This window comes from Pseudomonas mangrovi, assembly GCF_003052585.1.
GTDB lineage: Bacteria > Pseudomonadota > Gammaproteobacteria > Pseudomonadales > Pseudomonadaceae > Aquipseudomonas > Aquipseudomonas mangrovi.
On record NZ_QASN01000021.1, the window covers coordinates 338,073 to 350,483 of the forward strand.

Below are 12,411 nucleotides of genomic sequence, written 5' to 3' on the forward strand. Positions count from 1 at the left end.
AGCCCCATCAGGCGACCTGTCAGGCGACCCTTCAGGCGACCTGTCAGGCGACCGCTTCTGCATCCAGCGGGTAGACGCCATGCTCGTCGTGCACTTCCCGGCCGCTCAGCGGCGGGTTGAACACGCAGGCCATCTTCATTTCGCTGAAACCGCGCAGCAGGTGCTCGTCATGCTGGTCCAGGACGTACAGGGTGCCGGGAGCGATCGGATAGACCTTGCCGTCGGCGAGGGTCTCGATCTCGCCTTCACCACTGATGCAGAACACCGACTCGAGGTGATTGCGGTAGTGGATATGGGTCTGGGTGCCGGCATAGATAGTGGTGATGTGGAACGAGAACCCCATCTTGTCGTCCTTGAGCAGCATGCGCACGCTGTCCCAGGTTCCGGTTTCGCTGACGACCTTGCGTTCGGAGTTTTCGCACTCGGCGAGAGTTCTTACGATCATCGGGAGTCCTCCTCAGGATGCCTGGTTGGCCTGATGCTCGGAGAGCGCGGCGGCAAAGGCGTGGTCGAGGATGTCCAGCGCCTTCTCGATCTGCGCGTCCTCGATGGTCAGCGGACACAGGCACTTGACCACCTCGCCGTGGGCACCGCTGGTCTCGATCACCAGGCCCTGCTCGAAGGCCTTGCGGCAGATCGAGGTGGCCAGCTCGCCGTCCGGGCAACTGATGCCGATCATCATTCCGCGACCCTTGACGAACAGCGAGTCGGGACCGTGGCGGCGGACGATCTTCTGCATCCGCTCGGCGATGCGCTTGCCCTTGGTCCGCACGCTCTGGGCGAAGCTGTCGTCGCGCCAGAAGTGCTCGATGGCCGCGGTGGCGGTGACGAAGGCATGGTTATTGCCGCGGAAGGTGCCGTTGTGTTCGCCCGGCTTCCACTGGTCCAGCTCCTTGCGCAGCAGGACCATGGCGAACGGTAGGCCGTAGCCGGAGAGGGACTTGGACAGAGTGATCATGTCCGGACGAATGCCCATCTCCTCGAAGCTGAAGAAGCTGCCGGTGCGGCCGCAGCCGGCCTGGATGTCATCGACGATCAGCAGCATCTCGTGCTTGCGGCAGAGCTTGTCGAGCTTGCGCATCCACTCGGCCGAGGCGACGTTCAGACCGCCCTCGCCCTGCACCACCTCGACGATCACCGCCGCCGGCTTGTCGATGCCGCTGGACGGGTCATCGAGCAGCTTGTCGATCATCGCGATGGTGTTGACCTTGTCGCCGAAATAGTTGGCGTAGGGCATGCGTGCCACTTCGCCGAGCGGTACACCCGCGCCGCCGCGATGGTGCTGGTTGCCGGTCGCGGCCAGGGCACCGAGGGTGCAGCCGTGGAAGCCGTTGGTGAAGCTGAGGATGCTCTGCCGGCCGGTGACCTTGCGCGCCAGCTTGAGCGCTGCCTCGACCGCGTTGGCGCCGGTCGGCCCGGTGAACTGCATCAGGTACTCACCCATGCCGCGCGGCTCGAGGATCAGCCGGTTGAAGGTTTCCAGGAAGGCTTCCTTGGCTTCGGAGTACATGTCCAGGCCGTGGGTCAGACCGTCCTGCTCGATGTAGTCGAGCAGCGCCTGCTTGAGTACCGGATGATTGTGGCCGTAGTTGAGCGTTCCGGCGCCGGCGAGGAAGTCGATGTAGTGACGTCCGTCGCGGCTGATCAGCTCAGCGCCACGCGCCTGCTTGAACACCACCGGAAACGAGCGGCAATAGCTTCTGACCGAGGATTCGTTCAGTTCGAAAATCTTCATACGGGCTCCTTGGAGGTTGCGGCTGGTAGCGGGTCTGCCAGCGGTCCTGCGCGATAGAGCACCTCGTCCTCGTGCTCGCCGGCGAAATGCCGCTCGCGGGAGAACAGGGTGCGGGTGCCATGCTCGATACCGAGACGCTCGAAGGCTCTCAGGAACAGCGCCTGTGACGCCTGGTTGTCCGGGGAGATGCTGGTCTCCAGATAGCGCACGCCGTCTCCCGCGACCCGGGCGACCAGCGCCAGCAACATGCGCAAGGCCAGGCCCTGGCCGCGTGCCTCGGGGGCGACGGCGACTTGCCAGATGAACAGCGTGTCGGGGCGTTGCGGCGGGCGGTAGCCGGAGATGAAGCCGACCAGATGGCCCTGGGCGTCCTCGGCAGCGATACCGGTATCGGCGAAATCGGAGCACTGCAGCAGGTTGCAGTACACCGAATTGCGGTCCAGTGGTTGGCAGCGCGCCACCAGCTGGTTGAGGGGGAGGCCGTCGCCGTCGGTGGGGCGACGGAGTCTGACGGGGGCAAAACTCAAAACAGGGTCCTATGGGGGTTGTGGAACGAATTCTCTTTTCAGGTTAAACACATCGAAGCGGATATCTCAACCCGCGATCGATAGTATGCGCCGAGCAACTTGTCCGATTGAGGCCGATTTTGCCGGCGCAAATACCTGGGTTACTGCGCCTATATAAGCCGGATATATCCGACGATCTGAAGCAGCAACTTGGCAGGCCAGATATCGGTCAGCAGAGGTTCTGAAAAGTTCCTTTATCGACGCCAACCTGACAGCACTAAAGCCCTCTGAAGCCCCGGTATACCTGGGCCAAACAAGATTTCAGAGCCTGTTCGCAAGGGCGCCACGAATCGAGGAAAACGGCTCTTCCGAGCGGCCACGAAATCGGGCCTATATCCGCCGAGGCAACTTGCCGGCTAGCCGGCGAAGTTCACTGTCGTGGCGGCGGCATATCCGCCGTGATCTGCTTTCGATGAACTTTGAATGAATCAAGCCGATATGAGACGCACGCCAGGAAGTTGTCGGCCGCAATTCATCCCGCTGTTCCGCCTGCAAGTTTGCCGGTTGGCCCAAAGTGCTGGGCGAATACTCAGGACCACCAGCGATGGCCGTTGCGCTCGACCAGCCGACGGGCCTTTTCCGGGCCATCGGTACCGGCCGGATAGGGACTCGGCTTGCGATGGTAGCCCTGCCAGCCCTGCAGGATCGGGTCGACCCAGCGCCAGGCCGCCTCGACTTCATCTCGACGCATGAACAGCGTCGAATCACCCTCGATCACGTCCAGCAGCAGGCGCTCGTAAGCCTCCCAGCGGCGCTTGGTGTGAAACGCCTGAGCCAGGTTCAGATCCAGCTCCACCGGCTCCAGGTGCATGCCCTTGCCTGGCGTCTTGGCCATCAGCTGCAGGCTGATGCTCTCGTCCGGCTGCAGGCGGATCACCAGGCGGTTGCGCTCACCTTCCTCGAACAAGCGGTGCGGTACCGACTTGAAGGTGACGATGATTTCCGAGCGCTTCTTCGCCATGCGCTTGCCGGTGCGCAGGTAGAAAGGCACGCCGGCCCAGCGCCAGTTGTCGATTTCCACCTGCACGGCGACGAATGTCTCGGTGTCGCTGTCGCTGTGCACGTTCTTCTCGAAGTAGTAGGCCGGCACTTCCTGCCCGCCAATCAGGCCCTTGGCGTACTGGCCGCGGACGGTCTTGTCCATCACGTCCTGGCCGGTGATCGGCTTCAGCGCCTCGAGCACCTTGAGCTTCTCGTTGCGCACCGCTTCGGCCTCGAAGCGCACCGGCGCCTCCATCGCCACCAGGCACAGCAGCTGCAGCAGGTGGTTCTGCAGCATGTCGCGCATGGCGCCGGAATGGTCGTAGTAGCCGCCGCGGTTCTCCACGCCAAGGGTCTCGCAGACGCTGATCTGCACGTGCTCGATATGCCCGGCGCGCCAGATCGGCTCGAACAACGCATTGGCAAAGCGCAGGGCCATCAGGTTCTGCACCGTCTCCTTGCCCAGGTAGTGGTCGATGCGGAACACCCGGTGCTCATCGAACACCCGGCCGATGGTCTCGTTGATCGACTCGGCCGACTCCAGCGAATGGCCGATCGGCTTCTCCAGCACGATGCGCGAGTCGGGACCGGCCAGACCGGACATCGCCAGATTGGTGGCGATGCTGGTGAACAGGCTGGGCGAGGTCGCCAGGTAGTGCACCCGCGGCCGCTGCGAAGCCCGACCGAGATGACGTGCCAGGCGATTGAACTCCGCGCTGTGGGTCGCATCCAGGCCGAAGTAGTCGAGCCGTGCGGAAAAGCCGGCCCAGGCATCCGCCTCGAAGTCGGCTCGGGCGATCTGCGCGCGGCAGTGACGCTCCACCAGCTTCTGGTACTGGTCGCGATCGTGGTCCTGTCGGGCCAGGGCGAGGATGCGCAGATCCGGATGCAGACGACCTTCGCGGTGCAGGTGGTAGAGCGCGGGCAGCAGCTTGTGCAGGGCCAGATCGCCAGTGCCGCCGAATACCAGCATGTCGCAGGGAGTAGTCACTGGGGTCTCCGACAGGAAAGTGGAAGCGAACCGCGGTTACCGGCGGGCGGAGACGGGGGCGGTTTCCGCCGCGCCGACGCGCCATGTAGTATAACTACAAGTTCACTACATCCCGACAGCCGTCGCCCTATTGAGTCCCCCGCCGTGAATTTGTTGCAACACATCGCCCAATCGCGCCATCTGCTGCGCAAGTCGGAACTGAAGGTCGCCGAGCAGGTGCTGCAGGATCCCGCTGCGGTCATGCACAGCTCCATGGCGGATCTGGCGCACAACGTCGGCGTCAGCGAGCCAACCATCGTGCGCTTCTGTCGGGCGATCGGCTGCAGCGGCTTCCAGGACCTCAAGCTACGCCTGGCGCAGAGCCTGGCGGCGGGCGCCAGCTTCGGCCACTTCGCGATCCATGAGGACGATTCGGTCAACGACTTCGCGCTGAAGATCTTCGACACCACCCTGCACACCCTGATCGAAGTCCGCGAGAAGCTCGACGTGCAGGCGCTGCAGAAAGCCATTACCGCCATCGCCCAGGCGCAGCGCGTGGAGTTCTACGGTTTCGGCGCATCCGGCGCAGTGGCAGCGGATGCCCAGCACAAGTTCTTCCGCCTGCTGCTCACCGCCGCCGCCTACTCCGACCCGCACATGCAGGCGATGAGTGCCGTCACGCTGAAGCCCACCGACGTGGCCATCTGCATCTCCCAGTCCGGCCGCTCCAAGGATCTGCTGACCACCGCCAACCTGGTCCGCGAAAGCGGCGCCACCCTGATCACCCTGTGCCCGAGCCAGACCCCGCTGGCCGAGCTGGCCAGTCTCAACCTGGCCATCGACGTGCAGGAGGACACCGAGATCTACACTCCGCTGACCTCGCGTATCGCCCATCTGGTAGTGATCGACGTGCTGGCGATGGGCGTCGCCATGTCCCGCGGCCCCGGCCTGGTCAACCATCTCAAGAGCGTCAAGCGCAGCCTGCGCAGTCTGCGCCTGTCGCCCAAGTCGTTGAAGAACGCCGAGGACTGATCTGCATCGCGCTCGCCTATCAGCTGCTCTCCCGGCACCCCGCCTGGCGAGCGTGAGCGAATCGACAGTCCGAAACGCCTCCCTTCCCCTTTGCTGGACCGCTCCGCGCGCCGGCGCTTAGGCTGCGCCTCCTGCGCAGGAGATGCGGGGTCAAGTGCGATGGAGGAGTGATCATGGGAAGGATTCTGCGCGGTTTGCTGGTGCTGGTCGCAGGGCTCGCGGCCCTGGTGTTGGCGGGCTGGCTCTCGAACAGGGGCGCTTTCTCGAGGTTGCCCAACGCGCGCCCGGCGAAGTGGTCGCTCTCAACGCCGGAGGTTCGCATCCACAGATCCGCTTCCACGGCACCGATGGTCAGGCCATCTCCTATCCGCAGGGCGGCCTGATCTGGGGCTACCGCGAGGACATGCAGGTGGAGGTACTTTACGACCCCGCCGATCCCAGGCGCGGCGCAGTGATCAATGACCGTGGCGCGATCTGGGGCATGTCGATCTTTTCGGGCGTTATTGGTGGCGGGCTTTTCCTGGGCGGCCTCTGGACCCTGTGGCTGGCGCGACGCAAGAGCGGTTGAAGGCAAGCGGCACGCGGCGACTGCCTCCATCGCAGCTGCTTCACGCTCCGCGGCACAGGGCAGGTCATGGATTGTTCATCGACCTGCCGCCAAAGCGTCACTCTGGTTGCGCACGCTCGGGGCTCCTGCGAATCGATCTGGAGACCCGCGATGTCCCGTCATCAATCTCAGCCAGCGCTCGACAGCAAGACCCGCCGCAAGCTCGAGGATCAGCGCCGCATGGCCTATCGCCGGGCCATCGAAGAGCATGCCGAACGACGCCAGCTAAACGCTCAGATCAGCGACTTTCCCGACCTGATAGCCGCAAGCTATCTGCAGATCGCCAGCGCCCCGCTGCAGCGCGGCGCCTGATCCCGCACTAGCCTGCGGGCTCGAAGCGCAGCGCCAGCGCCTGCTGGATCTGCGCGCGCTGCTCGCGAACGAAGCGCTGAAAGGCCTGGGCCACCGGCGACAGGCGTTTGCCATGGCTGCTCACCAGGCACCAGCTGCGCCGCAGCGGCAGTTCGGCCACGTCCAGCTGGCGCAGCAGGCCGGCGGCCAGCTCGGTCTGCACCGCGTGTCGTGGCAACAGGGCCAACCCCAGACCGGCAATCACCGCCTCGCGCTGGGCATCCAGCGAGCCGATCTGCTGGGTCAGGGCGAAGTGGGCACGCTTCTGGTGGCAGTACTCCTCGCAGGCGCGTCGGGTGCCGGAGCCCGGCTCGCGGATCAGCAGCGGGTAGGCAGTCAGATCCTGCAAAGTGAGCGCACCACGCGAACAGAGCGGATGCAGGGGCGGGGCCACGGCAATGATCGGGTTGTCGAGAAACGGCAGAAATTCCAGCCCCTGGTCCTTGGGCACCTGGGACATGATCAGCAGATCGTCGCGGCTCTGCGTCAGCCGGCGCAGCGCCTGGGCGTGATTGACCACGGTCAGCTCGAGAGAGACCTCCGGATGCTGCTGGCGAAACGCCGCGAACAGGTGCGGGACGAAGTACTTGGCACTGGACTCGACCGCCAGGCTGAGCAGGCCCTGCAGCGAGCCCGCCATGTCCGAGAGCTGCATGTCGAGGTTTTCCAGGCGGCCGAAGATGTCCGCGCCGGCGGTGCGCAAGGCCTCGGCGGCCTCGGTCAGGTAGAGCTTCTTGCCGATGTACTCGAACAGCGGCTGGCCGACCAGCTCTTCCAGCTGGCGGATCTGCAGGCTCACCGCCGGTTGGGTCAGCGCCATTTCCTCGGCCGCACGACTGTACGAGCCGCTCTCGCAGACAGCTCTGAACACCTGCAACTGGCGCAGGGTCATCCGCATCAGGGACTTGCGCATCGACGACTCCAACAAGAGAAAACGGGCGTGGCGCCAGGATATATAAGTTTTTACTTATGCCACTGCCAACAATTATTAATTTTCTATTGTGGAATTCGCCGACTAGGGTTGTCCGACCGGTTAGCCCACGTTCAAGGAAGCCACCGTGATCAAGAAAATCCTCATAGCCAACCGCGGCGAAATTGCCGTGCGCATCGTGCGCGCCTGCGCCGAGATGGGCATCCGCTCGGTGGCGATCTATTCCGACGCCGATCGCCATGCCCTGCATGTCAAGCGCGCCGACGAGGCACACAGCATCGGCGAGGAGCCGCTGGCCGGTTACCTCAACCCGCGCAAACTGGTGAACCTGGCGGTGGAAACCGGCTGTGATGCCCTGCATCCGGGCTACGGCTTCCTCTCCGAGAACGCAGAACTGGCGGACATCTGCGCCGAACGCGGGGTCAAGTTCATAGGCCCGAGCGCTGAAGTCATCCGCCGCATGGGCGACAAGACCGAGGCTCGGCGCAGCATGATCAAAGCCGGCGTGCCGGTCACCCCTGGCACCGAAGGCAATGTCGCCGACCTCGAAGAAGCCCTGCGCGAAGGCGATCGCATCGGTTACCCGGTGATGCTCAAGGCCACCTCCGGCGGCGGCGGGCGCGGCATTCGCCGCTGCAACTCGCGCGAGGAGCTGGAGCAGGCCTATCCGCGGGTGATCTCGGAGGCGACCAAAGCCTTCGGCAGCGCCGAGGTGTTCCTTGAGAAGTGCATCGTCAACCCGAAGCACATCGAGGCGCAGATCCTCGCCGACTCCTTCGGCAACACCGTCCACCTGTTCGAGCGCGACTGCTCGATCCAGCGGCGCAACCAGAAGCTGATCGAAATCGCCCCGAGCCCGCAGCTGACCCCCGAGCAGCGCGCCTACATCGGCGATCTGTCGGTACGCGCAGCCCAGGCAGTCGGTTACGAGAACGCCGGCACAGTGGAGTTCCTGCTCGCCGAGGGCGAGGTCTACTTCATGGAGATGAACACCCGGGTCCAGGTGGAACACACCATCACCGAGGAAATTACCGGCATCGACATCGTCCGCGAGCAGATCCGCATCGCCGCCGGCCTGCCGTTGTCGGTGAAGCAGGAGGACATCGTCCATCGCGGCTTCGCCCTGCAGTTCCGCATCAACGCCGAAGACCCGAAGAACAACTTCCTGCCCAGCTTCGGCAAGATCACCCGCTATTACGCGCCCGGCGGCCCCGGCGTGCGCACCGATACGGCGATCTACACCGGCTACACCATTCCGCCGTTCTACGACTCGATGTGCCTGAAGCTGATCGTCTGGGCGCTGACCTGGGAAGAGGCTCTGGACCGTGGCCTGCGCGCGCTGGACGACATGCGCGTGCAGGGCGTGCGCACCACCGCACCCTACTACCAGGAAATCCTGCGCAACCCGGAATTTCGCAGCGGCCGCTTCAACACCAGCTTCGTCGAGAGCCATCCGGAGCTGACCGAATACTCGATCAAACGCGAGCCTTCTCACCTGGCCCTGGCCATCGCCGCCGCCATCGCCGCCCATGCCGGCCTCTGAGGAATCCAGTCCCATGAGCAAGAAAATCACCGTTACCGACACCATCCTGCGTGACGCACACCAGTCGCTGATCGCCACCCGCATGCGCACCGAGGACATGCTGCCGATCTGCGCCAAGCTCGACCAGGTCGGCTACTGGTCGCTGGAAGTCTGGGGCGGGGCGACCTTCGACGCCTGCGTGCGCTTTCTCAAGGAAGACCCGTGGGAGCGCCTGCGCCAGCTCAAGGCGGCGCTGCCCAACACCCGCCTGCAGATGCTCCTGCGCGGGCAGAACCTGCTCGGCTACCGCCACTACAGCGATGACGTGGTGCGCGCCTTCGTGGCCAAGGCGGCGGTCAACGGCATCGACGTGTTCCGCATCTTCGATGCGATGAACGACGTGCGTAACCTGCGCGTCGCCATCGAGGCGGTGAAGGCCGCCGGCAAGCACGCCCAGGGCACCATCGCCTACACCACCAGCCCGGTGCACACGGTCGAAGCCTTCGTCGAGCAGGCCCGCGCCATGGCCGCGATGGGCGTCGACTCGCTGGCGATCAAGGACATGGCCGGCCTGCTCACGCCTTATGCCACCGCCGAGCTGGTCAAGGCGCTGAAGGCCGAGATCGATCTGCCGGTCTTCATCCACAGCCACGACACCGCCGGCATGGGCGCCATGTGCCAGCTCAAGGCCATCGAGGCCGGCGCCGACCATATCGATACCGCCATCTCCAGCTTCGCCTGGGGCACCAGCCATCCGGGCACCGAGTCGATGGTCGCTGCCCTGCGCGGCAGCGAGTACGACACCGGCCTGGACCTGGAGCTGCTGCAGGAGATCGGCCTGTACTTCTTCGGCGTACGCAAGAAGTACCACCAGTTCGAGAGCGACTTCACCGCCGTGGACACCCGCGTGCAGGTCAACCAGGTGCCGGGCGGGATGATGTCCAACCTGGCCAACCAGCTGAAGGAGCAGGGTGCGCTGAATCGGATCAACGAAGTCTTCGCCGAGATCCCGCGGGTGCGTGCCGACCTCGGCTACCCGCCGCTGGTGACGCCGACCTCGCAGATCGTCGGCAGCCAGGCAGTGTTCAACGTGCTCGCCGGTGCGCGCTACAAGACCATCACCAACGAGGTGAAGCTCTACCTGCAGGGGCGTTACGGCAAGGCGCCGGGCCAGGTCAGCGAGCAGCTGCGCTTCCAGGCGATCGGTAGCGAGGAGGTCATCGAGGTACGTCCGGCCGATCTGCTCAAACCGGAGATGGCCCGTCTGCGCGAGGAAGTCGGCAGCCTGGCGAAATCCGAGGAAGACGTGCTGACCTACGCCATGTTCCCGGACATCGGCCGCAAGTTTCTCGAGGAACGCGCCGCCGGCAGCCTCAAGCCGGAAGTGCTGCTGCCGATCCCGGAGGCCGGCGGCGTTGCCGCCGCCAGTGGCGAAGGCGTACCGACCGAGTTCGTCATCGACGTGCACGGCGAGAGCTATCGGGTCGACATCACCGGGGTCGGCATCAAGGGCGACGGCAAGCGTCATTTCTACCTGTCGATCGACGGCATGCCGGAAGAGGTGGTATTCGAGCCGCTCAACGACTTCGTCGGCGGCAGTGGCGGCAACAAGCGCAAGCAGGCCTCGGGGCCGGGCGACGTCAGCACCAGCATGCCGGGCAACATCGTCGATGTGCTGGTCAAGGAAGGCGACACGGTCAAGGCCGGGCAGGCGGTGCTGATCACCGAGGCGATGAAGATGGAGTCGGAGGTACAGGCGCCGATTGCCGGCACCGTGAAGGCGGTGCACGTGGCCAAGGGTGATCGGGTCAACCCGGGCGACGTGCTGGTCGAGATCGGCTGAACGCAAGGGGGCCGCAAGGCCCCCTCTTCACGTCGTGACCGGCGCTCAGCGACGCAACCGATGTTGCGAGCGCAGGTCGATCAGGTCCTGGTGGGTACAGGTCTGCGGGGCGTTACCGGTGAGGTCGTAGCAACGCTGGCCGAAACCCATCGGCCAGTAGGCGATGGCAGCCGGTGGCCAGAAGATCGACGGCACGCGAAAGCGGCTTTTCAGCCGACCCTGCTGCACGGTGCGCGACTCGGAATTCTTCAGTTTGTAGGGAATGCCGCTGCTGGCGCCCCACGAATAGGGACGGGTGTAGACCAGGCCCTGGCGGTGTTCGACCGGGCGCTCGTTGACAATGAGGGTAGTGTCAGCGGGCAGCTTGAACCAGGCGCCGGTGGAGCAACCGCTGGCGGCAAAGGCGAGTAGCAATACGGTGGCAATGCGGGTTTTGGACATGCAATGGTCCTCGATGGCGTCCTTGTCTGGCGCCTGAGCGGCGCCGGGTCTTGCGGGGCCACTATAGCGAAGCGATCCGTTTGCGACGCGGCATGCTGCACAAAATTGGGGCGCGCAGCCGAGTCACTGCGCGGATGGTTGAACAGGGGGAGCAGGCGTGGGATTCGATCCGGTGGTGATGTTTTTCGTCTTCGGACTGCTGGCGGGGCTGCTCAAGAGCGAGCTCAAGCTGCCGCCAGCGCTGTACGAGACACTGTCGATTGTGCTGCTGCTGGCGATCGGTCTGCATGGCGGGGTGGAGCTGGCCGAGCAGGCCAGTGTCGCGCTGCTCGGCCAGTCGGCGCTGGTGCTGCTGCTGGGCGTGATGCTGCCGCTACTGGCGTTCGGCCTGTTGCGCTCGCTGCGCTTCGACCGCGTCAACGCGGCGGCCGTGGCAGCGCACTACGGCTCGGTCAGCGCCGGGACCTTCGCGGTGGTGGTCGCCTACCTCGGCGCACGCCAGGTGTTCTTCGAGAGCTACATGCCGCTGTTCGTCGCGATCCTCGAGATACCGGCGATCCTGGTCGGCATCCTGCTGGCCAAGGGTGTCTCGCGGGACACCCAGTGGAAGGAACTGGGCCGCGAGATCTTCTTCGGCAAGAGCATCATGCTGCTGCTCGGCGGTCTGCTGATCGGCCTGCTCGCCGGCAAGGAGGCGATCAAGCCGCTGGAGCCTTTCTACACCAGCATGTTCAAGCCGGTACTGGCGCTGTTCCTGCTGGAGATGGGCCTGATCGCCTCCAGTCAGCTCGGCACCCTGAAGCGCTACGGCGTGCGTCTGGCGATCTTTGCCATCCTGATGCCGCTGCTCGGCGCGCTGATCGGTGCGGTGCTGGCACGCCTGATGGGCCTGTCGCTGGGCGGCACGGCGATGCTCGCCACCCTGGCGGCGTCGGCGTCCTATATCGCGGTACCGGCGGCGATGCGCCTGGCGGTGCCGGAGGCGAACCCGTCGCTGTCGCTGACCGCCTCTCTGGGCATCACCTTTCCGTTCAACATCCTGGTCGGCATCCCGCTCTACCTGAGCCTTGCCGAAACGCTGATCGCCTGGGGGTTCTGAGATGAATGCACACACCCGTACCCTGTTGACCGTCATCTGCGAGGCAGCGCTGGAGAAGAAACTGGTCGCCGACCTGCAAGTGCTCGGCGCGCCCGGCTGGACCATCTCGGATGCCCGTGGGCGCGGCTCGCGCGGCGTGCGCAGCGCCGAGTGGAACACCGAGGGCAACATCCGTCTGGAAGTGATCTGCGCCCGCGAGCTGGCCGAGCGCATCGCTCTGCATCTGCAGACCCGCTACTACGCCAACTACGCCATGGTCTGCTACCTGGCCCAGGTGGAAGTGCTGCGCGCAGAGAAGTTTCAGTAACGCCGCGCGCTCATCCACAGGGCACG

13 protein-coding genes are annotated in these 12,411 nt (G+C 64.8%); 7 read left to right on the forward strand and 6 right to left on the reverse strand.

Going from position 1 to position 12,411, the window contains the following annotated elements; translation table 11 throughout:
* Positions 1-43: 43 nt before the first annotated feature.
* The 4 genes from DBO85_RS17850 to zwf all read right to left on the reverse strand — a co-directional run bounded on the left by DBO85_RS17850 (position 44) and on the right by zwf (position 4,255).
* The gene (locus DBO85_RS17850; RefSeq protein ID WP_108108954.1) at positions 44-445 is read right to left on the reverse strand and encodes an ectoine synthase; all 402 of its coding nucleotides are present in this window, start codon (positions 443-445) and stop codon (positions 44-46) included.
* A gap of 12 nt (positions 446-457) precedes the next feature.
* Positions 458-1,735 carry a diaminobutyrate--2-oxoglutarate transaminase gene (gene ectB, locus DBO85_RS17855; protein ID WP_108108956.1) on the reverse strand — a complete coding sequence of 426 codons (1,278 nt, stop codon included), beginning with the start codon at positions 1,733-1,735 and terminating at the stop codon, positions 458-460.
* The gene (gene ectA, locus DBO85_RS17860; RefSeq protein ID WP_108108958.1) at positions 1,732-2,262 is read right to left on the reverse strand and encodes a diaminobutyrate acetyltransferase; all 531 of its coding nucleotides are present in this window, start codon (positions 2,260-2,262) and stop codon (positions 1,732-1,734) included. Before ectA ends, ectB begins: the two co-directional genes overlap by 4 nt.
* A 568-nt stretch (positions 2,263-2,830) precedes the next feature.
* Positions 2,831-4,255 carry a glucose-6-phosphate dehydrogenase gene (zwf, locus tag DBO85_RS17865; protein ID WP_233356644.1) on the reverse strand — a complete coding sequence of 475 codons (1,425 nt, stop codon included), beginning with the start codon at positions 4,253-4,255 and terminating at the stop codon, positions 2,831-2,833.
* A gap of 162 nt (positions 4,256-4,417) precedes the next feature.
* Here zwf and hexR point away from each other — a divergent pair, with 162 nt between their 5' ends.
* The 3 genes from hexR (at position 4,418) to DBO85_RS17880 (ending at position 6,203) form a co-directional block, all read left to right on the forward strand.
* Positions 4,418-5,284, forward strand: coding sequence for a transcriptional regulator HexR (gene hexR, locus DBO85_RS17870; protein WP_108108962.1), 867 nt, complete (start codon positions 4,418-4,420; stop codon positions 5,282-5,284).
* A gap of 292 nt (positions 5,285-5,576) precedes the next feature.
* Positions 5,577-5,852: a DUF3592 domain-containing protein gene (locus DBO85_RS19495; RefSeq protein WP_233356637.1), complete on the forward strand. Its 276-nt coding sequence runs from the start codon at positions 5,577-5,579 to the stop codon at positions 5,850-5,852.
* A gap of 150 nt (positions 5,853-6,002) precedes the next feature.
* Positions 6,003-6,203 carry a PA3496 family putative envelope integrity protein gene (locus tag DBO85_RS17880; protein ID WP_108108966.1) on the forward strand — a complete coding sequence of 67 codons (201 nt, stop codon included), beginning with the start codon at positions 6,003-6,005 and terminating at the stop codon, positions 6,201-6,203.
* Positions 6,204-6,210: 7 nt separating this feature from the next.
* On the opposite strand, the gene DBO85_RS17885 is transcribed toward DBO85_RS17880, so the two are convergent.
* Positions 6,211-7,155, reverse strand: a complete 945-nt coding sequence (locus DBO85_RS17885) for a LysR family transcriptional regulator (RefSeq protein ID WP_108108968.1) — start codon at positions 7,153-7,155, stop codon at positions 6,211-6,213.
* Between the two features lie 145 nt (positions 7,156-7,300).
* Between DBO85_RS17885 and DBO85_RS17890 the strand changes: the two genes are divergently transcribed.
* On the forward strand, positions 7,301-8,716 hold the full coding sequence (locus tag DBO85_RS17890; RefSeq protein WP_108108970.1) for an acetyl-CoA carboxylase biotin carboxylase subunit: 1,416 nt from the start codon (positions 7,301-7,303) through the stop codon (positions 8,714-8,716).
* Positions 8,717-8,729: 13 nt separating this feature from the next.
* A complete protein-coding gene (oadA, locus tag DBO85_RS17895; protein ID WP_108108972.1) occupies positions 8,730-10,538 on the forward strand; it encodes a sodium-extruding oxaloacetate decarboxylase subunit alpha in 1,809 nt (602 codons plus the stop codon).
* A gap of 45 nt (positions 10,539-10,583) precedes the next feature.
* Here the strand turns inward: oadA and DBO85_RS17900 are convergent, their stop codons facing one another.
* A complete protein-coding gene (locus DBO85_RS17900) occupies positions 10,584-10,979 on the reverse strand; it encodes a hypothetical protein (protein WP_108108974.1) in 396 nt (131 codons plus the stop codon).
* A gap of 157 nt (positions 10,980-11,136) precedes the next feature.
* On the opposite strand from DBO85_RS17900, the gene DBO85_RS17905 reads away from it, so the two are divergent.
* Positions 11,137-12,078, forward strand: a complete 942-nt coding sequence (locus DBO85_RS17905; protein WP_108108975.1) for a sodium-dependent bicarbonate transport family permease — start codon at positions 11,137-11,139, stop codon at positions 12,076-12,078.
* A 1-nt stretch (position 12,079) separates the two neighbouring features.
* Entirely contained in the window at positions 12,080-12,385 is a 306-nt protein-coding gene (locus DBO85_RS17910) for a P-II family nitrogen regulator (RefSeq protein ID WP_108108977.1), read from the forward strand.
* The last annotated feature ends 26 nt before the right edge of the window (positions 12,386-12,411 follow it).

Bases quoted from the DNA above. Each gene is read 5' to 3' on its own strand.
- DBO85_RS17850 (WP_108108954.1), bottom strand. From the start codon at position 445: ATGATCGTAAGAACTCTCGCCGAGTGCGAAAACTCCGAACGCAAGGTC.
- ectB (WP_108108956.1), bottom strand. From the start codon at position 1,735: ATGAAGATTTTCGAACTGAACGAATCCTCGGTCAGAAGCTATTGCCGC.
- zwf (WP_233356644.1), bottom strand. From the start codon at position 4,255: ATGCTGGTATTCGGCGGCACTGGCGATCTGGCCCTGCACAAGCTGCTG.
- DBO85_RS17880 (WP_108108966.1), top strand. From the start codon at position 6,003: ATGTCCCGTCATCAATCTCAGCCAGCGCTCGACAGCAAGACCCGCCGC.
- DBO85_RS17885 (WP_108108968.1), bottom strand. From the start codon at position 7,155: ATGCGCAAGTCCCTGATGCGGATGACCCTGCGCCAGTTGCAGGTGTTC.
- oadA (WP_108108972.1), top strand. From the start codon at position 8,730: ATGAGCAAGAAAATCACCGTTACCGACACCATCCTGCGTGACGCACAC.
- DBO85_RS17900 (WP_108108974.1), bottom strand. From the start codon at position 10,979: ATGTCCAAAACCCGCATTGCCACCGTATTGCTACTCGCCTTTGCCGCC.
- DBO85_RS17910 (WP_108108977.1), top strand. From the start codon at position 12,080: ATGAATGCACACACCCGTACCCTGTTGACCGTCATCTGCGAGGCAGCG.